Below are 24,263 nucleotides of genomic sequence, written 5' to 3'. Positions count from 1 at the left end.
GCGCTATGAATACCGGTTTGCGGACCTGCCGCCGCATTTCAGGCCTGCCGCAAGCTGCTCTTCTCGTGCCGCTGCTTCTGCTCGCGCCTGTCGCTCATGCGCAGGCGGCGGCGCAGGCCGGCGCCCAGCCGGTTCCCGATCAGCCCGATCTGGATCCCAATCTGGCCCCCATGCCCGACATCGGCGTCGACTGGCCGGACATGGGACAGCCCGACATCGTCACGCCCATGGTCGAACTGCCGCCCCAGTCTTCCGACGTGCCGCAGCAGGCGGTCGCGCCCGAAGCGGCCGAGGAACAGGCTGAGGAGGCCGTCACCTTTGCGGATACGGGCGCGGATACGGGTGAGGAGCGCCGCTACACCGTCGCGCTGACCGGCGTGGAGGAGATTGCCGACGCCCAGTTCACCATCCGCTTCAACGAACTGTCGGTGCTGCATCAGGGCGAGGGGAAGCCCGCAAATCTCGCCCAGATCAACCGCCGGATCAAGGAGGACAGCGACCTGCTCGACCGGTTGCTGCGCGCCAAGGGCTATTATGCCGCGCGCATTCGCGGCGCCGTGACGCCGCCGGCGGCGGGCAGCGACAGGCTGGCGGTCACCTTCCGGATCGTGCCGGGCGCGCGCTATCTGCTGTCGTCCGTCGACCTGAAGGGCCTGGAGAGCACCGGCGAGCGCGAACCGGAATTACGGTCCGCCTTTCCGCCCAGGGCGGGCGATCCGGTCGATGCCGACGCCATCCTCGCCGGCCAGCAATCCCTGGCCGTCGCGCTGCTCGAGAACGGATTTCCCTTCGGCAAGGTCGAGGAACCGGAAGTCCGCATCGACCATGAGGAGCGCAAGGGCGATCTGGACATCGTCGTCAATCCCGGCGCCTACCGCACCTTCGGCAGGATCGTCATGGCCAATGATGCGCTGTTCAGCGCCCGCCATGTCCAGCGCATCGCCCGCTTCCGTCCCGGCGACACCTATATGGCATCCGATGTCGAAGACCTGCGGCAGGCGCTGATCGCCACCGGGCTGGTTTCATCCCTGACCATGACCCCCAGGGATGCGGGAGACGGCGAGCATGTCGACCTGGCCATCGACGCCCGCCCGGCGCCGCTGCGCACCATAGCGGGCGAACTGGGCTATGGCACCGGGGAGGGTTATCGCGCAGAGGTGAGCTGGGCGCACCGCAATTTCTTCCCGCCGGAAGGGGCGGTGACTGTGCGCGGGGTGATCGGCACGCAGGAGCAGACGGCGTCCTTCACCTATCGCCGCAACAATTTCCGCCGTCGCGACAATGTGCTGACGGGCCTGCTCTCCGTCAGCAACATCAAGCGGGACGCCTATGACGCGCGCACCATAACCCTGTCGGGCGCGCTGGAGCGGCAGACCAACATATTGTTCCAGAAGAAATGGGTCTGGCGCATCGGCGGCGAACTGATCGCGTCGGACGAAGCGGATGCGTTCAGCAACGGCAGCCGGCGCACCTTCCTGATCGGCGCCATTCCATTGAGCCTCACCTATGACGGCAGCGACGACCTGCTGAACCCCAGCCGGGGGTTCCGCCTGGGCGGCCGGCTCAGCCCCGAACTGTCCTTCCAGAACAGCACCTTCGGCTATGCCCGCGTGCAGCTTGACGGCAGCGTCTATCAGCCGATGAACGACCGGATCGTGCTCGCGGCCCGTGCGCGTTTCGGCACCATATTGGGGTCCACGGTCGACCGGATCGCGCCCTCGCGGCGCTTCTATGCCGGCGGCGGCGCTTCGGTGCGCGGCTATGGCTATCAGGCGATCGGCCCGCGCTACGGCCCGAACGACGATCCGGTCGGCGGCAAGAGCCTGGCGGAATTCTCGCTGGAATCCCGCATCCGCTTCGGCAATTTCGGCGTCGTGCCCTTTGTCGACGCCGGCAACATCTCGACCAGTTTCCTGCCGCGCTTCCGCGACCTGCGCATCGGCGCGGGGCTGGGCGTGCGCTATTACAGCAGCTTCGGCCCGATCCGCATCGATGTCGGCACACCGCTCAATCCGCAGTCGGGCGATCCGAAGATCGCCGTCTATGTCTCGCTGGGGCAAGCCTTCTGATGGCCGGGGAGACGCCCGCCGCGCCGCCGCCGCCGCGCCGCCGCCGCGCCTGGGACGGCCGCTGGCAGCGTTGGGTCGCCGGCATTCTCGCCACGCTGCTGCTGATCGCCGCCGGCGCGCTGGCCTGGCTCGACACCGTGCCGGGCCATCGCTTCCTCGTCTCCCGCATTGCGAAGATCAGTCCGCCTTCGGGCCTGCGCATCCATGTCGACCGGATCGACGGCAGCATCTACCGCAAGGCCGTTCTCCATGGCCTGACCCTGTCCGATCCCAAGGGCGCGTTCCTTGACGCCCCGCGCGTGGAACTGGACTGGTGGCCCTTCGCCTGGCTCTCCAACCGGCTTGATATAGACCGCCTGGTCATTCCGCAGGCGACGCTGCACAAGCTGCCCAGGCTCAATCCCAGCGAGCGGGAGGGGCCGATCCTTCCCGGCTTCGACATCCGGCTGATGCAATTTTCGGTCGGGCGCCTCATCATGGAGCGGGGCATCACGGGCAAGGTGCAGCAGGCGACGCTTTCCGGCGATGCGGACATTCGCGGCGGCCGCGCCATTATCGATCTTTCCGCCCGGGTGTTGAACGGAGAGGATGCGCTCAACATCGCGCTCGACAGCCGGCCCGACGATGACAAGTTCGACCTCGACGTCACGGTGAACGCACCCAGGGGCGGCGTCCTGGGAATCATGGCCGGGTTGAAGCAGGACGCCAATCTCCGCATCCAGGGGCAGGGAAGCTGGACCCGCTGGAACGGCCGCCTGGCGGGCACGCTGGACAGCGAACCCGCCATAGACCTGAAGCTGGCGGCCCGCAGCGGCACCTATACGGCCGCCGGCACCGTCGAGGGAGCCGCCATGGCGGGACAGGGCCTCGTCCAGCGCCTTTCCGCGCCGCGCCTCGCCATCCAGGCGAGCGGATCGATGGCCGACCGGGTGATCGACGGCAAGCTGTTGCTCCGCTCCGCCGCGATCGACCTCAGCGCGGACGGCGCCATCGACCTGCGCAACAATGCGCTCGACAATCTGCTGGTCGATGTGAAGCTCGCCCGCCCGCAGGCTTTGCTCAAGTCGATGGGCGGCCGGGATATTGCGGCGCGCATCCGGCTGGATGGCCCGCTCTCGGCCTTCGGCTATGAATATCTGCTCACTGCCAGGCAACTCGCCTTTGGCAAGACCGTGATCCACGATGTCCGCGCCGACGGCAAGGGACGCAGGGCGAAAGGCGGCCCGGCGCTGATCCCCGTCCATCTGCGCGCCCGGCGCCTCGACGGCCAGGGGCCGCTGGTAGAGGGGATCATCCGCAATTTCGACCTGAACGGCGTGTTGCAGCTCAGGAACCAGCAGGTCGTCAGCAATCCGATGACGGTCCGTTCCGACAAGCTGCACGGCAGGCTGCTCTTCCTCGCCGACCTGAAGTCCGGGCGCTACGACATCGGCCTGGACGGCCAGATCAGCGGCTTGGCCATTCGCGGCCTGGGCATCGTCGACCTGACGTCGAAGCTGCGCGCCGTGCCTGGCCCCCGGGGCGCCTTCACCTTGAGCGGCAATGCGATGGCGCGGATGCGGCGGCTGGACAACAGCTTCCTGCGGTCGCTGGGCGGCGGCCTTCCAGTGTTGCGCAGCGGTCTGTCGCTCGGACCGGACGGGCAGCTTCAGTTCACCGGCCTCCGCCTGGAGGCGCCGCTGCTGACGCTGTCGGCCAAGGGCTATCGCCGCCGCGACGGCACGTTCCATTTCGAAGGAAATGGCCAGCATGGAAGCTATGGTCCGCTGCGCCTGATCCTGGATGGCAGGATCGACCGTCCGACCGTCGATGTCGTACTGCAAAGCCCGCTGAAGGCGCTTGGCGTCACGGACATGCACGCCCATCTGGTTCCCGATGCGGGGGGTTACGCCTTCACGGCGGAGGGGGGATCGACGCTGGGTCCCTTCACCGGCAACGGCGCGATCCTGCTGCCGCCCGGCGGCCAGGCGATCGTGCGCATTGCCCGCGTGGCCGCATCGGGCGTCAGCGCCAGCGGCGACCTGCGCCCGGTGACCGGCGGGCTGGACGGCGTGCTGAACGTCAGCGGCCCTGTGACCGGCACTGTCGCCTTTGCCCCTGTAAACGGCGTTCAGCAGCTGAAGCTCGCCCTCACCGCCACCGACGCCAGTTTCGACGGCCCGACCAGCATCGCCGTGCGCCGGGGCAGGCTGGATGCCACGATCCTGCTCGACCCTTCCGGCACGACGGTCGGCGCTACGGCGCAGGCGCGGGGCCTGCGCATCGGTGCGATCCAGATCGGCCGCCTTGCGGCCAATGCCGATCTGGTCGACGGCAGCGGCAAGGTGACGGCCAGCCTCTCCGGCCAGCGCGGCCGCCTCTTCGACCTCAGCGGCGAGGCGCAGGTCACGCCCGATCGCATCCAGCTTCAGGCTGGCGGCACCATCGACAAGCGGCCGATCAAGCTCAATCGCCCCGCCATATTCACCCGCACCCAGGACGGCTGGCGCCTGGACCCCGCATCGATAGGCTTTGCGGGCGGATCGCTCCAGCTTGGCGGCGAACTCAGCGGCCAGACCACCAGCATAGAGGCGCGGCTGCAGAAACTGCCGCTTTCGCTGCTGGACATCGCCTATGACGATCTGGGCCTTGGCGGCACGGCGACCGGCTCGCTCAGCTATGTGCATACGCGCGGCGGCATGCCGACAGGGAAGGCCGAACTGCGCGTGCGCGGCCTTTCCCGCTCCGGCCTGTCGCTGAGTTCCCGTCCCGTGGATGCGGGCGTCAACGCGGTCCTTAGCCATGACCGTCTGGCCACCCGCATGATCTTCGTTGCGAACGGCCAGACCATCGGCCGGGCGCAGGCGCTGCTCATGCCGCTCGGCACCGAAGGCACTCTGGTCGAGCGGCTCAACCGCGCGTCCCTGTTTGCGCAGCTTCGCTACAATGGCACCGCCGACACGCTCTGGCGCCTCACGGGGGTGGAGATCGTGGACATATCCGGCCCGGTCAGCGTCACCGCCGACGCGCGCGGCACGCTAGGCGACCCCGTCATCGCGGGATCTCTCGCGACGGACAATGCCGCGATCAACAGCCCCGTCACGGGCATGCGGCTGCACGGCGTCAAGGCGCGGGGCCGCTTCTCCGGCGCGCAACTCGTCATGACCGGCTTCAGCGCCGCCGCGCAAAATGGCGGCACGGTCACCGGGACGGGCAGCTTCACCTTCAACGGCATAGCGGGGGTCGGCATGGACCTGCGCCTCCAGGCGGAGAATGCCGCGCTCCTCGAACGGGACGACATCGCCGCCACCGTCACCGGCCCGATCACCATCGCCTCCACCGGCAAGGGCGGCACCATCGGCGGCGACCTGATCCTCAACCGCAGCCGCTTCACCATGGGGCGCGCCGCCGCCGTGGCGCAGATTCCCGAACTGCGCGTGATCGAGATCAACCGTCGCGGCGATGAGATAGAGCGGCCCCGCACCAGCATTCCCTGGGACCTTGCGATCAAGGCGCGCGCCCGCAACCGCCTGACCGTCACGGGCCTTGGCCTTGAGAGCGAGTGGCGCGCCAATCTGGACATCGGCGGCACGGTCACGAGCCCGGCCATTGCGGGCACCGCCGATCTCGTCCGCGGCACCTACGACTTTGCCGGCCGCCGCTTCGACCTCAAGGAAGGCAAGATCCAGTTCGACGGCCGCACCCCCGTCAACCCGACGCTCGACATCGATGCGGAAGCGGATGTCAGCGACCTCACCGCCACCATTCATGTCGGCGGCACGGGCCTCAAGCCCGTGATCAGCTTCACCAGCGTGCCCGCGCTGCCGCAGGACGAACTGCTGTCCCGCATCCTCTTCGGCACGTCGATCACCAACCTGTCCGCGCCCGAAGCGCTGCAACTCGCCTCGGCCGTGGGTTCGCTTCAGGGGCAGGGCGGCCTCGACCCGATCAACGCCGTGCGCAAGGCGGCAGGGCTCGACCGGCTGCGCATCATCGCCGCCGATCCGACGCAGGGGCAGGGCACCTCCATCGCGGCGGGCAAATATCTGACCCGCAAGACCTATGTGGAACTGATCACCGACGGGCAGGGCTATTCCGCGACCCGCATCGAATATCAGGTCACGCGCTGGCTCTCGCTGCTCGGCGCCATCTCCACCCTTGGCCGCGAAAGCGCCAACGTCCGTGTCTCAAAGGATTATTGAACGTGACCAAATCCCGCATCGATGCGGCCGCCGCGATCAGCGTGATGGACCTGTTCACCATCGGCATCGGGCCGTCCAGTTCGCACACGGTCGGGCCGATGCGCGCCGCGCTGATGTTCATTGACTCGCTGCCCGCCATCCCGGCCCGCGTGCAATGCGAACTCTATGGATCGCTCGCCCTGACGGGCAGGGGCCACGCTACCGACATGGCGATCCTGCTCGGCCTCTCCGGCCAGCGTCCCGACAGCGTCGATCCCGACGCCATTGCCGACATCCTCGCCACCATCCGCAGCGAGCGCCGCATCCGTGCGGGCAGCGTGGAGGACCGCTTCGTTCCCTTCGACGAAACGACCGACCTCCTCTTCCGCATGGGAGAGTTTCTGGAGGCGCACAGCAACGGCATGCGCTTTTCAGCCTGGTTCGACGGGCAGGAGGAGCCGCTGGTCCGCGATTATTATTCGGTCGGCGGCGGCGCGGTCCTGCCGGGCGCGGAGGCGATCGCCGCCGACGCGCCGCTCGGCCATAATGTCGTCCAGCCCTATCCCTTCTCCTCCGGCGCGGAAATGCTGGCGCTGGGGGAGAGCACCGGCCTCAGCATCGCCACGCTGGTCCTGCGCAACGAGGGGGCCTGGCGCGCGCCGCGGGAAACCGAAGCCTTCCTCGACAGCGTGATCGACGCGATGAGCCCGGCGGCATTTTCCTCATTCACCGCCGTATTGCATTATTATCGCCGCTTCGTCCCCGGCGCCGACCGGGAGGGGGAGCGCCGCTTCCTGTTGACCGCGGCGGCCATGGGCTTCCTCTACAAGAAGCGCGCCTCCATCTCAGCCGCCGAAATGGGCTGCCAGGGGGAGGTGGGCGTCGCCTGCTCCATGGCCGCCGCAGGTCTTGCCGCCGTGTTGGGCGGCACCAACCAGCAGGTCGAAAATGCCGCGGAGATCGGCATGGAGCATAATCTCGGCCTCACCTGCGATCCCATCGGCGGGCTGGTGCAGATCCCTTGTATCGAGCGCAACACCATGGGCGCCGTGAAGGCGATCAACGCGGCCTATCTCGCGCTCCAGGGCGATGGCCGCCACATCGTCAGCCTGGACGCGGTCATAGAAACCATGCGTCAGACCGGCGAGGACATGGCGAGCCGCTACAAGGAAACGAGCCTTGGCGGACTGGCCGTCAATGTCGTGGAATGTTGATCAACTCACCGCCTGCACGCCTCAGCTACGCGGCGAACCGAGCTGGTTTTGTGGCATAAAGGACACAAATTCAGTTGTTTATCTGAGGTTCATGCAACCTCCAGGGACTTCCATGACTTCACCGTCTCCCCGGCTGACAGGGGATTGAGAAGATAAAGTGGAGTACCCGAATATGCGTAAGATCCTGGCCGCAACCCTCCTGACCGGTGCAGCGGTCGCAAGCCCCGCTCTGGCGCAGGACGTCAATCCTACCTTCACCGGCCCGCGCGTCGAGGCGATACTGGGCTACGACCATACCGGCGCCGGCAGCAGCGTGGACAATGACAATGGCCGCGACGACCAGTCGATCGATGGCCTGCTCTACGGCGTGGGCGCCGGCTATGACGTGAACCTTGGCAGCGCGGTCGTCGGTGTCGAGGGCGAATATACCGACTCCACCTCGAAGAGCGGCCGATCGGACCCCACCGACCAGTTCGGCTTCGGCCGCGTCAAGCAGGGCCGCGACCTCTATATCGGTGCGCGGGCGGGCATATTGGCCAGCCCGAACACGCTGGTCTATGTGAAGGGCGGCTACACCAACACGAAGCTGGACGTGCTGGCCGGCAACACCAATGTCGAAACCGACACCAATTTCAAGCTGGACGGCTGGCGCATCGGTGCGGGCGTGGAGCGCGCCATCAACGCCAATACCTTCGCCAAGCTCGAATATCGCTATTCCAAATATGAGGATGCGCATATCGACTTCGCCAACGGCACGACGACCGACGAATTCGGCATCGACACCGACCGGCACCAGATCGTCGCGAGCCTGGGCTGGCGCTTCTGACGGGAGGGAGGGGCCGGTCGTTCCGGCCCCTTCGCCCCACGGCATGGCGCGCCGTCCTGTCGCCCTGCCTTCGAACCTGCTATGACGCTGTCCGTGCACAACGCCATTCCCCATCTTTATCCCGTCGGCATAGAGCCGGACGACATCGACTTCATGGGTCATGTCAACAATGCGAGCTATCTGAAATGGGTTCAGGCGGCCGTACTCGACCATTGGCGGGCGCTCGCTCCCACCGAGGCGGTCGCCCAGCATCTATGGGTCGCGCTCAAGCATGAGATCACCTATCGCAAGCCGACCTTCCTCAACGACGACGTCATCGCGACCGTCCTGCTGGAAAAGGTGCAGGGCGCGCGCGCCTTCTACGAAACGGTGATCCGCCGTGGCGAGGAAGTGCTGGCGGAGGTGAAGTCGAGCTGGTGCTGCCTCGACGCCTCTACGCTGCGTCCGGCGCGCCTGGCGCGGGAGGTGATCCAGCATTTCTTCGCGCCGGACGGAACGTGACGTTTCGACCCTGAACGGGCCGCCTAAAGCGTCGCCTCTATCTCCCGCGCTGCAATATCCGGCTTTTCCGCCAGGCTGATCGGCCGTCCGACCACCAGGATCGAGGCGCCCCGGTCCAGCGCCTCGCGCGGCGTCACCGCGCGCTTCTGGTCGCCCATCGCGCCGCCTGCCGGCCGCACGCCCGGAACCACGAAGAACCCGTCAGGCCACGCCTTCTTCGCCAGCGCGACCTCCTCGCCGGAGCAGACGATCCCGTCCAGCCCCGCGCTGCGCGCCAGATCGGCCAGTCGCGCCACCTGATCCTCGGCCTTGCCGCCCACGCCGATGTCGAGCAGGTCGCCGTCGTCCAGGCTGGTCAGCACGGTCACGGCGACCACCCGGGTCTTGGCCCCTGCCGCCGCCTTCGCGTCCTCCAGCATGGCGCGCCCGCCGGCGGCATGGACGGTCAGGATCGCAGGCTCCAGCACATGCAGCGCCTGCACCGCCTTGGCGACCGTGTTGGGAATGTCGTGCAGCTTCAGATCGAGGAAGACCGGCAGCCCGAACTTCATCATTTCATGCACGCCATGATGGCCGTGGGCGCAGAAGAATTCGAGGCCCAGCTTCAGCCCGCCCACATGATGACGCACCTGCTGCGCAAGGTCCTGGGCCTTGCGCAGGTCGGGCGTATCGATGGCGACATATATGGGGCTGGTCATGCTGGTCCTGTGGTGGAGAGGGTAGGGGTCGCGGCCTTGTTGTCCGCGACGGCGAGGGATGGAGGGGCGGAAGACGAGGGGGCGGCGGTCGCCGCGACGAGCGCGCGCTCGGTGCTCTCCAGCTTGCGCTTCATGCGCCAGCGGGTTGCCCGCGCCATGATCCAGAAGGGCAGCGCACCCAGCAAATAGGCGCCGATCAGCAGGACCGGCAGTTTCGTTTCCATGACCAGGTCGCCCCAGAGATTCACTTCTACGCGCGTGTAATTGGCGACGCAGAATAGCGCGAGGGCGACGGCGATGACGACCCAGAAGGCAGTCCGCAGAAATTGCATCAACGCTCCTATAGCTGCTGAGCGGGCAGCTTAGGCGATTTTGTCGCGCTGCGGAAGCGCTTCGTCGGACGGAGGGAAGGCGATGCGCAGGGAAAGCGTCTTTTCCGCGCCCGGTTCGATGCTGTCCATGCCCGCCGGACGATTGACGGCATCGGGCATGTGGGTGACAGGTTCCAGGCAGAAATCCGGGGAAAGGGGCGGGCGATAGACATGGAACCATGACGCGCCCACGGCGCTGAGCACGACCCGCGTCCCATCCCCTCGCCGGACGGTGGCGCTGCCGTCCCAGCCGCCATAGGCATTGTCGATCAGGCTGTTTCCCCGCACCCGCGCGCCCGCCGACCAGTCGCCGAGCGCATCCGCCGCCACCTGCCGCACGGGCAGCATGTCGGCTGTCGCAAGCCACAGCCGGTCCGCCCGGAACTGGAGCGACGTGTCTTCGTCCGCCTGGAAATAGGGGTGGAAGCCAAGGCCCGCTGGCATGGCCTCATCGCTGATGTTGCGCAGCGTCAGGCTCATTTCGATGGCATGGTCGGACAGGGTGAAATGCTGCTGCGCTTCATAGGCCCATGGCCAGCCGCCATCGCCGTCATATCGGTGCGTGAGGTGCGCGCTGTCCTGCGCCGCCGCCGCGACGCTCCATGCCGAGGTCCAGCCGATGCCGTGGAGGCTGTGCGGATGGTCCCCGAAGTTGAGCGGCATCCGCACGTCGCGCCCGGCGAAACGAAAGCGGCCATGGGCGATCCGGTTGGTATAGGGCACCAACGGGAAGCTCGCCATCTGCAACGGATCGCTGCTGTCGGCCGGAGCGGTCCGCAATATGTCCGTCCCCGCGAAGCGAAGCGCCGCCAGCGATCCGCCGACGGCGGGGGCGAGCACGGCCTCCACCGCGCCCGCCTTCAGGGCGATCAGGCCGCTCAGCCGACCATGTCCTCAAGCTCGCGGCCTTTCGTCTCATGCACCAGGGCGCGAACGAAGAAGAAGGAGACGGCGGCGAAGAAGGCATAGCCGGTATAGGTGATCGCCAGGCCGGGCGACACCGCCAGCGCCGGGAAGCTGACGGAGATCAGCGCATTGGCGATCCACTGCGCGAAGCCGGACACGGCAAGCCCCGATCCCCGGATCTGGTTCGGGAACATCTCGCCCAGCATCACCCACATGATCGGACCCCAGCTCATGTTGAAGAAGATCACGTAGAGATTGGCGGCCACCAGCGCGATCACGCCGTTATTGCCGGGCAGCGATACGGAGCCGTCAGCCGCCGTGACCGCCGTGGAGAAGGCATAGGCGACGGTCGCCAGCGTCACCGCCATGCCCGCCGATCCGATCAGCAGCAGCGGCTTGCGCCCGATCCGGTCGACCAGCGCGATGGTGGCAAGGCAGGCGCCGATCGACAGCACGCCCGACAGGATGTTGGTCTGGAGCGCATAATCCTCCGAGAAGCCGACCGCTTCCCACAGGGTAGCGCCATAATAGAAGACGACGTTGATGCCGACGAGCTGCTGGAACACGGCCAGGCCGATGCCGGTCCAGACGATGGGCCGGATCTTGCCGCTGGCCTTGTCGATCAGGTCGCTGAGCTTGGGCCGGTGATGATCGGCGGCCAGACTGTTGCGGATTTCGACCACCTTGCGCGATGCGGCTTCGGCGCCGAACAGGCGGGTGAGCACGGCCTGGGCGCGCTCCTCCTGCCCGCGCGCCACCAGATAGCGGGGGCTTTCCGGGATCACCAGCAGCGCCAGGAAGTAGATCGCGGCCGGAATGGCCTGGAGCCAGAACATCCAGCGCCAGGCGGGAAAGCCCAGCCACAGCTGCGCCGTCGATCCGCCGGCATAGCGCGCCAGCACGAAATTGGCGACGAACGCGCCGGTCAGGCCGGAGATGATCATCACCTGCTGCACGCTGGAGAGACGGCCGCGCACCGCCGCCGGAGTGACTTCGGAAATATAGACCGGGGAGATCACGCTCGCCGCGCCGACCCCCAGGCCGCCGACGATGCGCGCGACGATGAAGATGACGGACGATCCCGCCGCCCCCGCCAATATCGCGCTGACGAGGAACAGCGCGGCCGACAGCATCATCACCCCGCGCCGTCCGATCAGGTCGGCCATGCGCCCCGCCAGGAACGCGCCGATGGAGGAGCCCACCAGGATGGCGCCGACATTGACGCCGATGCCCAGCTTGCCGAGGTCGAAGGCGCTTTCCAGCCCCTTTTGCGTGCCGTTGATGACGCCGCTGTCATAACCGAACATGAACCCGCCGATGGTCGCCACGGCGACGATGGCGGCGATGAAGGCCATATTGACCTTATCGGCACTCCCTTCGGACATTCCTGCTCCTCCGATTTATATTCTAGATGGCTGCAATATAGGATGTTTGCCCGCGCGCGCCGGGATCGAAAGCGAAAAGATCACCGGCACAGGGCTGCGCGAGAAGCTGGTCCCTCGTCAAGCCCTTGCGTGCGGTGGTGGCATAGGCGACCGACAGGTCCGGTCCGCCAAAGGCGATCTTGGTGACATTGGCGACGGGAAAGCGGACCTCCGTCATCAGCCCGCCCGCCGGATCGTACCGCCGCGCGGCCCAGCCGGCGAACAGCCCGGTCCACAGGCAGCCTTCCGCATCGACGGTCGGTCCATCGGGATAGCCGGCGCCATCCTCGATCTCCGCGAACAACGCCGTATCATGCAGCGTGCCGTCCGCCGCGATCCGCGTGCGCCAGATCCGCCTGCCCAGCGTGTCGGTGTGATAGAGCAGCGTGCCGTCCGGCGAGACGGCAGGACCATTGGTGATCGAGACCGGAGGCAGACCGCTTTCAGTCAGCCGGCCCTGGTGCAGCCTGTAGAAGCGCCCGCTATCGGCCTCCTCCCCATCGTCCATCGACCCGAACCACAGGCCGCCCGCCGGATCGACAGTGGCGTCGTTCAACCGGTTGCCGGGCCGGTCGGCCTCCGGCGCGTGCAGCAGCGTGAAGCCGGCGGCATCGGGATCGAAGCGGTGCACGCCGGACTGGAGCCCGACGGCGAACGATCCGTCCTGCGCCGGAACGATCCAGCCGACCTGGCCCGGCGCGTCCCAACTGCGCGCGACGCCCAGATCGGGGTCGAAGCGGTGGATGCGCTTCTCCTTGATGTCGACGAACCAGAGCGCTGCATCCCGCGCCACCCAGACGGGCCCTTCGCCCAGGGTCGCGCCGACGCTGAGGACGCTTTCCGGAACCGGGGCCATGGCCTCAGCGCCAGCCCGCATCGATGAAATAATCATGCCCCGTGCACATGCGCGCGTCGTCGGACGCCAGGAACATGGCCAGCGCGGCCACGTCCGCCGGCATGATCCGTCCGTCCAGGCATTGCGCGGCGACGATCTCCGCCTCGCCTTCGGGCGTGTACCATTTCATCTGCCGCGGCGTCTTCACATTGCCGGGGATGATCGTGTTGACGCGGATATTGTCGCGCCCCAGATCGCGGGCCAGGCTGCGCGTCAGCCCCTCGATCGCCGCCTTGGCGGTCTGGTACAGCACCAGATCGGGCAGGGCGAGGTGCCAGCTTATCGACCCGAAGTTCAGGATCACCCCGCCGCCCGCGCGCTTCATCGCCGGGGCCACCGCCTGCGCCGCGAAGAAGAGGTGGCGCAGGTTCACCGCCATGCGCTCGTCCCAATAGGCGGGCGTGACATCCTCGATGCCGTGGCGGTCGTCATTGGCCGCATTGTTGATCAATATGTCGACGCCGCCAAGCTGCGCTTCCACCGTGGCGATCATGGCCTGCACGGCTTCGATGTCCCTGAGGTCGCAGGGGTGGAAGACGGGCGCGAAATCCGCGTCCTTCAGCCGTTCCGCGACGGCCCGGCCTTCTTCCTGCGCAATGTCGCAAAAGGCGACCCTGGCTCCCTGCGCGGCAAAGGCTTCGACCAGCCCTTCACCGATTCCGCTGCCGCCGCCGCTGATGAAGACGCGCTTGCCCTTCAGGCTGGGATAGATGGCGCCGCTCATGCGAGCAGGCCCCGCTTGGCGAGATTGGCCATCAGCGCGGCAAGTCCGAATTTCCACGGCGCCGCCTGCTTCGACGTCACGACCCGGTTCACCAGCCGTCCCAGGCGCGGGGTGGAGATGGCGACGATGTCGCCCACCTTGTGGGTGAAGCCGCGTCCCGGTTCGTCGCGATCCTGGACGGGTGCGAACAGCGTGCCCAGGAACAGGGCCAGACCGTCGGGATATTGATGCTCGGAAAGCGTCTGACGCACCAGTTCCAGCGGATCGCGGCTGATCTGGTTCATGCTGCTGGTGCCTTCCAGCCTGTAGCCTTCCGGGCCGTCGATGGTGAGTTCGACCACAGCGTTGCGCACGTCATCGATGGTGAAATCATTGTCGAACAGCCGGACGAGCGGCCCCAGCGAACAGGATGCATTATTGTCCTTGGCCTTGCCCAGCAGCAGGGCGGAACGACCCTCCAGATCGCGCAGATTGACGTCGTTGCCCAACGTCGCGCCGACGGTCCGGCCGCCGGCATCGACGATCAGCACGATCTCCGGCTCCGGATTGTTCCAGTTGGAATCGGAACGGATGCCGATCTCCGCGCCCGCGCCCACCGTCGAGAGCACCGGCGCCTTGGTGAACACTTCGGCATCCGGGCCGATGGCGACCTCCAGATATTGCGACCAGAGCCCGTCTTCGATCAGCGCCTGCTTGAGCGCCGCCGCCTCGGCCGAACCCGGCACGACGGCGCGGATCGACCCGCCGACCCGCTCCTCAAGCCGCGCCCGGATTTCCGCCGCCGCGCCTGCTTCGCCGCGCGCCTGTTCCTCGATCACCCGTTCGATGGCGGAAAAGGCGAAGGTCACGCCGCAGGCCTTGACGCATTGCAGGTCGACCGGGCTCAGCAGCGGCAGGTCCAGCCTATCCAGCACGCCCAGCGCCACGCCATTGGCGGTCCTGGCGGCAGGCAGCATTTCGGCCAGTTGCGCGACAGTGGGGGCGACGCGGCTCATGTCATAGGCGATGCCGCCTTCGACCAATATGGGGGTTGGGCCCTCCGCTGTTTCCACGCGGCCAAGGAACAGGCCAGACCGCCAGTCGGCGGGAAGGCAATCGAGCAAAGTGGAGACCCCCGGCATCATCGACTCCTAAGAACGTCCGTTATTGATAGCGCTACCACCACGACTGGCGGTCGAAGTCAAGGGTGCTGGGAGTCGTAGCCGCGGAACCGCCCCATCGCCCGCGCATTTCCTCCTGAAAAAGGAGGCAGCACGCTCATGGCCGCTCGCGCATATTGGCAGGGGCAGATTCGTCTGGCGCTGGTATCCATTCCGGTGGAGATCTATGCCGCCACCAAGTCCGGCGCGCAGATCGCCTTCCACCAGATACACCAGCCCAGCGGCAAGCGCGTCCGGTATGAAAAGACCGTTCCGGGCCTGGGTCCGGTCGATCCGGAGGACATCGTCAAGGGCTATGAGCTGTCCAAGGGCGACTATGTGCTGCTTCAGCCCGACGAGATCGACGCGGTGAAGCTGGAGAGCAAGAAGACGCTCGAACTCACCCAGTTCGTCGACGCCAGCGAGATCGATGTCCTCTATTATGAGCGGCCCTATTATGTCGTGCCCGCGGACGATCTGGCGGAGGAAGCCTTCATCGTCCTGCGGGAGGCGCTGCGGCGGACGAAGAAGGTCGGGCTGGGCCAGCTTGCCATGCGGGGCCGGGAATATATCGTCTCGCTGAAGCCTTGCGGCCGGGGCATGGTTCTGGAAACGCTGCGCTATGCCGATGAGGTGAACCGCGCCCAGAGCTATTTCCGCGACATAGAGGATGCGAAGCCCGACGCGGAGCTGCTCGACCTTGCCGAGACGCTGATCGAGAAGAAGACCGCGCCCTTCAAGCCCGACAGCTTCCACGACCGCTATGTGGACGCGCTGGAAAGGCTGATCGAAAAGAAGAAGAAGTCGAAGGGCCGCCGCGTCATAGAGGAGGAAGAGGAGGGCGCGGCTCCGCGCGGCAGCAATGTGATCGACCTGATGGCGGCGCTCAAGAAGTCGGTCGGTTCCGGCGCGGCTTCTTCCGCCGCGAAACCGGCGGCGAAGAAGGCGCCTGCCGCCAAGGCGCCCGCCAAGGCCACGACGCGAAAGACCCCCGCCAAGCCGGCCAGCCGAAAACGGGCCTGACCCATGGCCGATGCCGATCCGCTCAGCACCTATAACCGCAAGCGCGATTTCACCCGCACCCGCGAGCCGGCGGGCAAGCGCGCACGCAGCCACGGCAACGGCAACGGCTTCATCGTGCAGAAGCACGATGCGACCCGCCTGCATTATGACTTCCGCCTGGAAATGGATGGCGTGCTCAAGAGCTGGGCAGTGACGCGCGGCCCCAGCATCGATCCCGCGGACAAGCGGCTGGCCGTCCGCACGGAGGATCATCCGCTGTCCTATGCGACGTTCGAGGGGACCATTCCCAAGGGGGAATATGGCGGCGGCACCGTGATGCTCTGGGACGAGGGCACATGGGAACCCGTTTCGGGCAAGAGCGCGAGCGACATCGAAAAAGGGCATCTCCATTTCATCCTGCACGGGCAGCGGATGCGGGGCGAATGGCTGCTGATCCGACTTAAGCCGCGGGGCAGGGAAAAGGGAGAAAACTGGCTGCTGCGCAAGATCGAGGATGCCCATGCCGGCAGCGCGGACGAACTGACCGCGCGTGAGCTGACGAGCATCAGGAGCGGTCGCACCATGGCGGAAATCGCCGCCGGCACGCCGCCCATGTCGCTGAAGGGAAAGAGGGGAAAAGCCTTTGACGCGGCGATGGCGCAGGCCGACCGCGCCGTCCCGGCGAAAAGGCGCGCCAGGGCAGGGACGGGCCGCATGCCGGCCTTCCAGCCGCCGCAACTGGCGACGCTGGTCGATGCCGTGCCCACGGGCAATGGCTGGATGCACGAGATCAAATATGACGGCTATCGCTGTCTGGTTTCCGTATCGGGCGGGAAGGTCAAGATCTTTACGCGGTCGGGCCTCGACTGGACGGACCGGTTTGCGCCGTTGCCGGCGGAAATCGGGGCGATGAACCTGCCCGCCGCCCTGATCGATGGGGAAATCGTCGCCCCCGGCAGCGATGGGAATCCGGATTTCTCCACGCTTCAGCAGGTGTTGAAGGGAGAGGGAAAGGCGGCGCTGCACCTGTTCGCCTTCGACCTGCTGCATCTGGACGGGCAGGATCTGACCGCCATGCCCAATATCGGCCGCAAGGAAAAGCTGGCGGGCCTGTTGGGGGAGGGTTCCGCCCATGTCCATGTCGGCGATCACGTCGTCGGCGCCGGGGAAAAGCTGTTCCACGCCATGTGCGGCGCAGGGCAGGAGGGGATTATTTCCAAGCGCGCCGACGCCGCCTATCGCGGTGCGCGCACGAAGAACTGGCTGAAGGTCAAATGCACCCGCCGTCAGGAATTCGTCATCGTCGGCTGGACCCCCAGCAGCGCCAGCGGCCGGTCCATCCGCAACCTGCTGCTTGGCCAACGGGAAGGGGATGGCCTGGTCTATGCGGGAAAGGTCGGCACGGGCTTCAACGCGGCCAACAGCGCCGGACTGATCGCCGCCCTGGGCAAGCGCGGGCGCAAGGCCGCCGCGCTCAGCGTGCCGCGCAGCGAAAGCAAAGGCGCCCAATGGGTTCGCCCCGATCTGGTCGCTGAAATCGCCTTTGCCGAATTCACGGCGGAGAATATCGTCCGCCATGCCAGCTTCCTTGGCCTGCGCGAGGACAAGGCAGCCAGCGACGTTCGACGCGAGGAAGCCATGCCGACGCCCGAAGCCCATAGCTCGATCCGGATCAGCAATCCCGACCGGCTGATCTTTCCGGAGGCGAAGATCACCAAGGGCGAACTGGCCGATTATTACGCCCGCATGGGCGCGGCGATGCTGCCCTGGATCGCCCGCCGGCCGATCAGCCTGGTCCGCTGTCCGCAGGGCCGGGCGAAGAAATGCTTCTTCCAGAAGCATGACAGCGGCAGCTTTGGCGATCATGTCAAACATGTCCCGATCCGCGAGAAGGAAGGGAATGAGGAGGATTATCTCTATATCGAGGATAGCGAGGGATTATTGGCCTGCGTCCAGATGGGCGCGATCGAATTTCATGGCTGGGGGGCCAGTGTTGCGGATGTCGAGCGGCCGGATCGCATGATCTTCGACCTCGATCCCGACGAGGGGCTGGACTTCGAGGATGTGAAGATGGCCGCGCGGGACATCCGGCGGGCGCTGGAGGATCTGGGCCTCACCAGCTTCGCCATGCTGTCCGGCGGCAAGGGCATCCACGTCGTCGTGCCGCTGACGCCGCAGGCGCAATGGCCGGAGGTCAAGGATTTCGCGGACCGCTTCGCCCGCGCCCTCGCCACCCAGGAACCGGACCGCTTCACCGCAACGATGAGCAAGGCGAAGCGCAAGGGCCGCATCTTCATCGACTGGCTGCGCAACCAGCGCGGCGCCACGGCTGTGCTGCCCTATGTGGTGCGTGCCCGCGAGCCGGCTTCCGTCGCCGCCCCCGTCACCTGGGAAGAGCTGGACGGGATCGACAGCGCCGCGCATTTCACGGTGAAGGATGCTGCCGTCCTGCTGGACCGCGCCTCTTCGCGGGACCTGCGCGGCTGGGGCGAGGCGCATCAGCCGCTGCCGGCGCATTAGGACGGCCTGCGTCAAATCCGACGGGGACCTTACGCTCCGGATTTTTGCTGTCGCATCGGTGCGAAGGGAGAGCGGGTTCCCGCGTCCCACACGGCGCTTGGGCGGATTTTTGCCGCATTCGCCTTTTCTGCGCCTGTGCTTTGTTGCATATCGGGAATCACCATGACGAAGCCGACCGAAGAAGCGCCCGATAGCGGCGCCGCCGCCCCTGCCTCCACCGCCGAGACGTCCGACATGGCCTCCGCAGCGCGCAAATCGGCGGGCAAGGCGGTCTGGATGGGAACGGCCGTCGGCATAGGATCGGCCGCCATCGTCGCGGCGTTGCTCTACGCGAACAAGAAACGGGGCTGAAGCTCCCTCCGGGAAAGCGGAAAAAAAGGAGGCGGCATGGCCTTCGCTCCATGCCGCCTCATGATGCGACCCTTCCAGGGCTCTGTCCCCGCTCGGACGGGGAATTATCCTATGCCGCGCTGCCGCTCAGATAGGCGATCAGTTCCGGCTTGCTGACCGACATGCTCTTGTCCGCGTCGGCGGTGACGAAGGCGCCGTCGGCCCAGGCGGTCACTTCGGCGGGCGGAAGGGACTGGCCCGTCGCCTTCAGCTCCTGATCCTTGAGCGCCACCATCCAGCGCGAAAATTCCGCCTTGTCGAGCTGCCCGTCATGATTCTGGTCATAGGCCGGAAATTCCGTATCGACGATGGATGCGACCGCATCGCCCGACGCGGCGGGCTGGGCCTCATTCCCCTGCGGCGAGGCCGGAGCGGCTTCCTGCGGCGCGGCTGCCCCCGCCTGCGCAAGGGCGGGCGTTGCGGCCAGGAAGGCGCCCGTCAGAAGAAATGCGCGGATCATCATCTGCTCCAGAACCGATCGTCCGTATTTCACATGGGGTAATAGCCAGATAAAACATGTGGTTCCTGACTTTTTGTTCATGCCGCTCCACTCATCTTCCGATTCGCGTCGTTTCGCCGCCCGATCCTGCCATTAATGGGATGAAGTACGGGAAAGCGGCGCTTCCTGCCCCGCTCTCGCGGTCGATTTGCCCCGGAAAGGCGGTGCTGCTAGGCGGCGCAGCGACATTCAACTCATGCACGCAGGATTCGCCCGATGGTCCCCCGTTACGCCCGCCCGCAAATGACCGCCCTCTGGGAGCCGGAAGCCCGCTTTAAAATCTGGTTCGAGATTGAGGCGCATGCGACCGAAAAGCTGGGCGAACTGGGCGTCGTGCCGGAATCCGCGGCCAAGGCGCTCTGGGACTGGTGGGCGACCGAGCCCGCGATCGACGTGCCGGCCATCGACGCGATCGAGGCCGTGACCAAGCATGACGTCATCGCCTTCCTGACCTGGGTTGCGGAGCAGGTGGGCGACGAAGCCCGCTTCATGCATCAGGGCATGACGTCCAGCGATGTGCTCGATACCTGCCTTGCCGTGCAGTTGAGCCGCGCCGCCGACCTGTTGATCGAGGATCTCGACAAGCTGCTGGAGGTCATCAAGCGCCGGGCCTATGAGCATAAGCTGACCCCGACCATCGGCCGCAGCCATGGCATCCATGCGGAGCCGGTGACCTTCGGCCTTAAAATGGCAGAGGCCTATGCGGAGTTCAGCCGCTGCAAGGCGCGCCTGATCGCCGCCCGTGCCGAAGTCGCGACCTGCGCCATTTCCGGCGCGGTCGGCACCTTCGCCAATATCGACCCCCGCGTCGAGGAACATGTCGCGGAAAAGCTGGGCCTTGCCATCGAGCCGGTGTCGACGCAGGTCATCCCGCGCGACCGCCATGCGATGTTCTTCGCCACGCTGGGCGTGATCGCCTCCTCCATCGAGCGGCTCGCCGTCGAGGTCCGCCACCTTCAGCGCACCGAGGTGCTGGAGGCGGAGGAATATTTCTCGCCCGGCCAGAAGGGCAGTTCCGCCATGCCGCACAAGCGCAATCCGGTGCTGACCGAGAATCTGACCGGCCTTGCCCGCATGGTGCGCAGCTATGCCCTGCCGGCGATGGAGAATGTGGCGCTGTGGCATGAGCGCGACATTTCGCACTCGTCGGTCGAGCGCTATATCGGTCCCGACGCCACCATCACGCTCGACTTCGCGCTGGGCCGGCTGACGGGCGTCATCGACAAGCTGCTCGTCTACCCTGAGCGGATGATGAAGAATCTCGACAAGATGGGCGGCCTGGTCCACTCGCAGCGGGTGCTGCTGGCGCTGACGCAGGCGGGCGTCTCGCGGGAGGACAGCTACCGCTATGTCCAGCGCAACGCGATGAAGGTCTGGGAATCGGACGGCCAGCTATCGCTGATGGAACTGCTGAAGGCCGACCCCGACGTTGCGGCCGCGCTTACGGCGGAGCAGATCGAAGAGAAGTTCAACCTCGACTATCACTTCCGCCAGGTCGACACGATCTTCCGCCGGGTGTTCGGGGAATAGGATCGAACAGGCCCGGCAAGCCGTGCCGGGCCTGCCCGTTCCGTGATCCTGTGAAAGCAGGAGCACGGTGCAGCCCTGGTGGATCGCTGCCGCGCTAGAACCCGGCCCTCATGACGGAAAAGCCGTCAATGCGGAACGGCGTCCGACTGCCGCCGGATCAGCTCATAATCGAGCAGCAGATGCGAAGGCTTTTCCCCCGACTTGCCCTTGCGCGCCTTGATCTGCCGCACCAGCAATTCGACGGCGGCACGTGACATGGCGCTGATCGGCTGGCGGATCGTCGTCAGTTCGGGCCAGATCGTGGTCGCCAGCGACGTATCGTCGAAGCCGCAGACGGTCAGGTCGCCCGGCACGTCCAGTCCGCTGCGATGGGCGATGGCGACGGCCGCCGCCGCCATGTCGTCATTGCTGGCGAAGATCGCGGTCGGCGGCTCGGGCAGCGCCAGAATGCGTTCCGCCGCATCCAGTCCGGAGCGATAGGTGAAATAACCCTGCTCGACCAGCGTCTCGTCCGGCTCGATACCCGCCTCCGCCAGCGCATCGCCATAGCCTTCGAACCGGCGCTGGCTGGCGCTCTGGTTCGGGTGGCCCTTGATGAAGCCGATGCGGCGATGGCCCAGCGCGATCAGATGGCGCGTCATCGCCAGCGCCGCGGCATGGTCGTCGATGCTGACGGCCGACATGTCTGCTGGCGCTTCCCCGGTGGCGACCGCGACCGCGACGATGTCCGCCGCCTTCAGCGCATCCTTCATGGCCTGATGATCGCACAATGGGGGCGGAAGGATGACTCCGTTGATCCGGCCGCGCAACAGATGGTCGACCACCGTGTCGATGGCGGTTTCCTCATCCCATTTCTCCACCACCAGATCGACCCCGCTGCGGCTGGCCTGGTCCAGGCTGCCGACCAGGAATTCGCTCAGATAGGAGGCCGACGGGTTGCTGTAGAGCAGGCCGATACGGGTTTCGTCCCCGCCCGCCAGACTGCGCGCGGCGGCGCTGGGCGAATAGTTGAGCGCCGCGATGGCCGCTTCCACCTTTTCCTTGGTGGCGCTTCTCACGATCTGTTCGCCGTTGATGACGCGGGACACCGTCATGGGCGACACACCCGCATGTTTCGCAACATCGTTGATGGTAGGGGCGTTGCGTTGCCGCCTAGAGCTTCTCGGTTCCATGGGCGTAATGGTAACGGGAAGCTCGCCCGATACTAAGCAAAATCCTCCAACCCGCTTCCGGACCGGTCAGGCGCGACCCCTGTTCCGGGGATGGCCGCCCGCATCCAGCACGGTTTCCATCGCGACATAGGTGGAGGTACTGGCGACATGGGGCAGGCTGGAGATCTTCTCCCCCAGCACGGCGCGGTAACGGCGGATATCGGCGGTCCTCACCTTCAGCAGATAATCGAAGCTGCTGGCGATCATATGGCATTCCTCGACCTCGGGAATGCGGCGGACGGCGGCATTGAACTCATCCAGCGCCTTTTCGCGCGTGTCGGACAGCTTCACCTCCGCAAAGGCGACATGGTCCATGCCCAGCTTCGCGGGATCGACGATGGCGCGAAACCCGCGGATCACCCCGGTGTCGATGAGGCGACGCAGGCGAACCTGACAGGGCGTCTTGGACAGGCCCACCGTCTGGGCAAGATCGGTGACTGTGATGCGGCCATCCTCGACCAGGGCGGCGACGATCTTCCGATCGAACTCGTCCATTTCGATCGTCGTCGGCTGATTTTTCATGGATTGCGCCGTGGGAGCAAGTTGTCGCGAAAAGCCATGCATTTTCCGACAAGGATGATGGTCGGGGAGAGAGGATTCGAACCTCCGGCCCCTGCCTCCCGAAGACAGTGCTCTACCAGGCTGAGCTACTCCCCGACCGATAGCGGGTCCGTTTCGAGGCGGTCCCGCTGGGCAGGCCGCAGCCTATAGAGGCGGCTTTTCCGGCTGGCAAGCGGCCGATGCGGTTTTTTTTGGGCAGCCTATAAAAGCCCCGCCTGGCGGAAGCTGAAACGGCCTTTTCCGGTGTGGATCACATGGTCCGCCAGCGCGATCTCGATCGGCCGCAGGCGTTTCGACAGGGTCCGGGTCAGCCGGATGTCGGCCCAGCGGGGAAGGGGGCTGCCCGGCCGTTGCTGTTCGATCGCCAGCCAATGGCTTTCCCATCGCAGCAGCGCGCCCACGGTGCAGTGCCAGTCCTGATCGGCGCGCAGCCGGTGGAGTGGGCGCCATTCCTCGTCCAGGACAAGGAGGTTTAGGGAAACGCATTCACGCATGCGCGGCAGAATGGGCTTGCGCCGCGTGAGCGGTAGGGGAAGGCTGATCCCTTTCCGACCGGATGGCGGACAATTTGATCCGTTTCGCAGCATTTGGCGTCGGCGGGCCGCTTCGCTACAGGAGGGGACATTCGCCAGAATCATGAAAGTGTCCGCATGGCATCCTTCCCGCCCCATTATGAGCAGCAATATCTGGACCTGATGCGGCAGATCTGGCGGCATGGGGATGAGCGGATCGACCGGACGGGCGTGGGCACGCGGTCGATATTGGGCGCGACGATGCGCTTCTCCCTGGCCGACGATGCGGTGCCGCTGCTCACCACCAAGCGGGTCTACTGGAAAGTCGCGGCGCGGGAGATGCTCTGGTTCCTGACCGGCGACACCAACATTCGCGAACTGGTGCGGCAGGGCGTGCATATCTGGACCGACTGGCCGCTCGACAGCTATCGCCGGGCCACGGACGAGGAGATCGACCGCGGTGCGTTCGAGGCGCGGATCGTCGAGGATGAGGCTTTCGCGGCGCGTTGGGGCGATCTCGGGCCGGTCTATGGCGCGCAATGGGTGAATTGGCCGCGCTATGAGGAGGTCGGGGATGGGCTCTACCGCCGGGCCGCGCAGGGACATAACCAGATTGCCGATCTGGTCGAGGCGATCCGGACCAGTCCCGGATCGCGGCGTTTGCTGTTCACTGGCTGGAACGTGGCGGAAGTATCGCGCATGGCGCTGCCGCCCTGCCATATGACCTATCAGTTCCAGGTGGCGAACGGGCGCCTGAACGGGCTGCTGTTCCAGCGGAGCTGCGATCTGGGGCTGGGATTCGCCTTCAATATCTTCGGCCTGTCGATGATCACCCGGATGCTGGCGCAGCAATGCGAACTGGAGGCAGGCGAGATCGTCTGGCAGGGCGGGGACGTGCATCTCTACCTCAACCATGCCGCGCTGGTGGAGGAGCAGATCGAGCGAATTCCATCGGGCAGCCCCAAATTGCGGATCAACCGTCGGCCTTCGAGCATTTTCGACTATCGGATCGAGGATTTCGAAGTGGTCGATTATGCGCCGCAAAGGCATATCGCCGCCCCGGTCGCCGTCTAGCGGAGGACGAGGCGCGGCCAAATGGGTCAGTAAGGCT

General features: G+C 66.1%; 21 protein-coding genes and 1 tRNA gene. 10 read left to right on the top strand and 12 right to left on the bottom strand.

Translation table 11 applies throughout. The features are described from left to right. The first annotated feature begins 5 nt into the window (after positions 1-5). The 5 genes from A0J57_RS10055 (at position 6) to A0J57_RS10035 (ending at position 8,770) form a co-directional block, all read left to right on the top strand. A complete protein-coding gene (locus tag A0J57_RS10055; protein ID WP_082718651.1) occupies positions 6-2,069 on the top strand; it encodes an autotransporter assembly complex family protein in 2,064 nt (687 codons plus the stop codon). Continuing rightward, complete coding sequence (locus A0J57_RS10050; RefSeq protein WP_061935421.1) at positions 2,069-6,250, top strand: translocation/assembly module TamB domain-containing protein; 4,182 nt, start codon at positions 2,069-2,071, stop codon at positions 6,248-6,250. Before A0J57_RS10055 ends, A0J57_RS10050 begins: the two co-directional genes overlap by 1 nt. A gap of 2 nt (positions 6,251-6,252) precedes the next feature. After that, entirely contained in the window at positions 6,253-7,443 is a 1,191-nt protein-coding gene (locus A0J57_RS10045; RefSeq protein WP_062017076.1) for an L-serine ammonia-lyase, iron-sulfur-dependent, subunit alpha, read from the top strand. Between the two features lie 172 nt (positions 7,444-7,615). Then, positions 7,616-8,269, top strand: a complete 654-nt coding sequence (locus A0J57_RS10040) for an outer membrane protein (RefSeq protein WP_025548890.1) — start codon at positions 7,616-7,618, stop codon at positions 8,267-8,269. A gap of 93 nt (positions 8,270-8,362) precedes the next feature. Next, a complete protein-coding gene (locus A0J57_RS10035; RefSeq protein ID WP_025548891.1) occupies positions 8,363-8,770 on the top strand; it encodes a thioesterase family protein in 408 nt (135 codons plus the stop codon). A gap of 23 nt (positions 8,771-8,793) precedes the next feature. On the opposite strand, the gene pyrF is transcribed toward A0J57_RS10035, so the two are convergent. From pyrF to A0J57_RS10000, 7 genes are read right to left on the bottom strand one after another with little or no spacing between them, the layout of a single operon-like run. After that, positions 8,794-9,468, bottom strand: coding sequence for an orotidine-5'-phosphate decarboxylase (pyrF, locus tag A0J57_RS10030; RefSeq protein WP_044662571.1), 675 nt, complete (start codon positions 9,466-9,468; stop codon positions 8,794-8,796). Then, on the bottom strand, positions 9,465-9,800 hold the full coding sequence (locus A0J57_RS10025; RefSeq protein WP_048575898.1) for a lipopolysaccharide assembly protein LapA domain-containing protein: 336 nt from the start codon (positions 9,798-9,800) through the stop codon (positions 9,465-9,467). Before A0J57_RS10025 ends, pyrF begins: the two co-directional genes overlap by 4 nt. Before the next feature lie 30 nt (positions 9,801-9,830). Continuing rightward, positions 9,831-10,703, bottom strand: a complete 873-nt coding sequence (locus tag A0J57_RS10020; protein WP_061935415.1) for an aldose 1-epimerase — start codon at positions 10,701-10,703, stop codon at positions 9,831-9,833. A 14-nt stretch (positions 10,704-10,717) separates the two neighbouring features. Continuing rightward, a complete protein-coding gene (locus A0J57_RS10015) occupies positions 10,718-12,130 on the bottom strand; it encodes a sugar porter family MFS transporter (RefSeq protein WP_048575896.1) in 1,413 nt (470 codons plus the stop codon). A gap of 22 nt (positions 12,131-12,152) precedes the next feature. Next, positions 12,153-13,025, bottom strand: coding sequence for an SMP-30/gluconolactonase/LRE family protein (locus A0J57_RS10010; protein ID WP_061935509.1), 873 nt, complete (start codon positions 13,023-13,025; stop codon positions 12,153-12,155). Positions 13,026-13,029: 4 nt separating this feature from the next. Continuing rightward, on the bottom strand, positions 13,030-13,788 hold the full coding sequence (locus A0J57_RS10005) for an SDR family NAD(P)-dependent oxidoreductase (RefSeq protein WP_044662567.1): 759 nt from the start codon (positions 13,786-13,788) through the stop codon (positions 13,030-13,032). Next, positions 13,785-14,909, bottom strand: coding sequence for a fumarylacetoacetate hydrolase family protein (locus A0J57_RS10000; RefSeq protein ID WP_061935511.1), 1,125 nt, complete (start codon positions 14,907-14,909; stop codon positions 13,785-13,787). The genes A0J57_RS10005 and A0J57_RS10000 overlap by 4 nt, the downstream gene beginning before the upstream one ends. A 138-nt stretch (positions 14,910-15,047) precedes the next feature. Between A0J57_RS10000 and A0J57_RS09995 the strand changes: the two genes are divergently transcribed. The 3 genes from A0J57_RS09995 (at position 15,048) to A0J57_RS09985 (ending at position 18,800) form a co-directional block, all read left to right on the top strand. After that, positions 15,048-15,950 (top strand): Ku protein, encoded by a 903-nt coding sequence (locus tag A0J57_RS09995; RefSeq protein WP_025548903.1) that lies wholly within the window; start codon positions 15,048-15,050, stop codon positions 15,948-15,950. 3 nt (positions 15,951-15,953) lie between these two features. Next, on the top strand, positions 15,954-18,449 hold the full coding sequence (gene ligD, locus A0J57_RS09990) for a DNA ligase D (RefSeq protein WP_061935412.1): 2,496 nt from the start codon (positions 15,954-15,956) through the stop codon (positions 18,447-18,449). 162 nt (positions 18,450-18,611) lie between these two features. Beyond that, positions 18,612-18,800: a hypothetical protein gene (locus A0J57_RS09985; protein WP_025550946.1), complete on the top strand. Its 189-nt coding sequence runs from the start codon at positions 18,612-18,614 to the stop codon at positions 18,798-18,800. Positions 18,801-18,909: 109 nt separating this feature from the next. Here the strand turns inward: A0J57_RS09985 and A0J57_RS09980 are convergent, their stop codons facing one another. Next, positions 18,910-19,299 (bottom strand): EF-hand domain-containing protein, encoded by a 390-nt coding sequence (locus A0J57_RS09980; protein WP_061935507.1) that lies wholly within the window; start codon positions 19,297-19,299, stop codon positions 18,910-18,912. Between the two features lie 255 nt (positions 19,300-19,554). Here A0J57_RS09980 and purB point away from each other — a divergent pair, with 255 nt between their 5' ends. Next, positions 19,555-20,868: an adenylosuccinate lyase gene (gene purB / locus A0J57_RS09975; RefSeq protein WP_061935409.1), complete on the top strand. Its 1,314-nt coding sequence runs from the start codon at positions 19,555-19,557 to the stop codon at positions 20,866-20,868. 125 nt (positions 20,869-20,993) lie between these two features. On the opposite strand, the gene A0J57_RS09970 is transcribed toward purB, so the two are convergent. The 4 genes from A0J57_RS09970 to A0J57_RS09955 form a co-directional block, all read right to left on the bottom strand. Further along, positions 20,994-22,040 carry a LacI family DNA-binding transcriptional regulator gene (locus A0J57_RS09970; protein ID WP_025550940.1) on the bottom strand — a complete coding sequence of 349 codons (1,047 nt, stop codon included), beginning with the start codon at positions 22,038-22,040 and terminating at the stop codon, positions 20,994-20,996. Positions 22,041-22,106: 66 nt separating this feature from the next. Beyond that, a complete protein-coding gene (locus A0J57_RS09965) occupies positions 22,107-22,601 on the bottom strand; it encodes an Lrp/AsnC family transcriptional regulator (RefSeq protein ID WP_061935406.1) in 495 nt (164 codons plus the stop codon). A 58-nt stretch (positions 22,602-22,659) separates the two neighbouring features. After that, positions 22,660-22,736 (bottom strand) — tRNA-Pro (locus A0J57_RS09960). Positions 22,737-22,840: 104 nt separating this feature from the next. Then, complete coding sequence (locus A0J57_RS09955) at positions 22,841-23,134, bottom strand: JAB domain-containing protein (protein ID WP_048575889.1); 294 nt, start codon at positions 23,132-23,134, stop codon at positions 22,841-22,843. Between the two features lie 156 nt (positions 23,135-23,290). On the opposite strand from A0J57_RS09955, the gene thyA reads away from it, so the two are divergent. Next, positions 23,291-24,226: a thymidylate synthase gene (gene thyA / locus A0J57_RS09950; protein WP_061935402.1), complete on the top strand. Its 936-nt coding sequence runs from the start codon at positions 23,291-23,293 to the stop codon at positions 24,224-24,226. The last annotated feature ends 37 nt before the right edge of the window (positions 24,227-24,263 follow it).

Source organism: Sphingobium sp. 22B, assembly GCF_001580035.1.
Classification (GTDB): Bacteria; Pseudomonadota; Alphaproteobacteria; order Sphingomonadales; family Sphingomonadaceae; genus Sphingobium; species Sphingobium fuliginis.
Note: the sequence above shows the minus strand (reverse complement) of the source record. Positions and strands in the feature narration are given on the sequence as shown.

Excerpts from the sequence above, each read along its gene's own strand:
- A0J57_RS10010 (WP_061935509.1), bottom strand. The coding sequence starts at position 13,025 with ATGGCCCCGGTTCCGGAAAGCGTCCTCAGCGTCGGCGCGACCCTGGGC.
- pyrF (WP_044662571.1), bottom strand. The coding sequence starts at position 9,468 with ATGACCAGCCCCATATATGTCGCCATCGATACGCCCGACCTGCGCAAG.
- A0J57_RS09995 (WP_025548903.1), top strand. The coding sequence starts at position 15,048 with ATGGCCGCTCGCGCATATTGGCAGGGGCAGATTCGTCTGGCGCTGGTA.
- A0J57_RS09955 (WP_048575889.1), bottom strand. The coding sequence starts at position 23,134 with ATGCGTGAATGCGTTTCCCTAAACCTCCTTGTCCTGGACGAGGAATGG.
- A0J57_RS09970 (WP_025550940.1), bottom strand. The coding sequence starts at position 22,040 with ATGGAACCGAGAAGCTCTAGGCGGCAACGCAACGCCCCTACCATCAAC.
- A0J57_RS09985 (WP_025550946.1), top strand. The coding sequence starts at position 18,612 with ATGACGAAGCCGACCGAAGAAGCGCCCGATAGCGGCGCCGCCGCCCCT.
- A0J57_RS10040 (WP_025548890.1), top strand. The coding sequence starts at position 7,616 with ATGCGTAAGATCCTGGCCGCAACCCTCCTGACCGGTGCAGCGGTCGCA.
- thyA (WP_061935402.1), top strand. The coding sequence starts at position 23,291 with ATGGCATCCTTCCCGCCCCATTATGAGCAGCAATATCTGGACCTGATG.
- ligD (WP_061935412.1), top strand. The coding sequence starts at position 15,954 with ATGGCCGATGCCGATCCGCTCAGCACCTATAACCGCAAGCGCGATTTC.
- A0J57_RS10005 (WP_044662567.1), bottom strand. The coding sequence starts at position 13,788 with ATGAGCGGCGCCATCTATCCCAGCCTGAAGGGCAAGCGCGTCTTCATC.
- A0J57_RS10015 (WP_048575896.1), bottom strand. The coding sequence starts at position 12,130 with ATGTCCGAAGGGAGTGCCGATAAGGTCAATATGGCCTTCATCGCCGCC.
- A0J57_RS09965 (WP_061935406.1), bottom strand. The coding sequence starts at position 22,601 with ATGAAAAATCAGCCGACGACGATCGAAATGGACGAGTTCGATCGGAAG.
- A0J57_RS10000 (WP_061935511.1), bottom strand. The coding sequence starts at position 14,909 with ATGCCGGGGGTCTCCACTTTGCTCGATTGCCTTCCCGCCGACTGGCGG.
- A0J57_RS10050 (WP_061935421.1), top strand. The coding sequence starts at position 2,069 with ATGGCCGGGGAGACGCCCGCCGCGCCGCCGCCGCCGCGCCGCCGCCGC.
- A0J57_RS10025 (WP_048575898.1), bottom strand. The coding sequence starts at position 9,800 with ATGCAATTTCTGCGGACTGCCTTCTGGGTCGTCATCGCCGTCGCCCTC.
- purB (WP_061935409.1), top strand. The coding sequence starts at position 19,555 with ATGGTCCCCCGTTACGCCCGCCCGCAAATGACCGCCCTCTGGGAGCCG.
- A0J57_RS09980 (WP_061935507.1), bottom strand. The coding sequence starts at position 19,299 with ATGATCCGCGCATTTCTTCTGACGGGCGCCTTCCTGGCCGCAACGCCC.
- A0J57_RS10055 (WP_082718651.1), top strand. The coding sequence starts at position 6 with ATGAATACCGGTTTGCGGACCTGCCGCCGCATTTCAGGCCTGCCGCAA.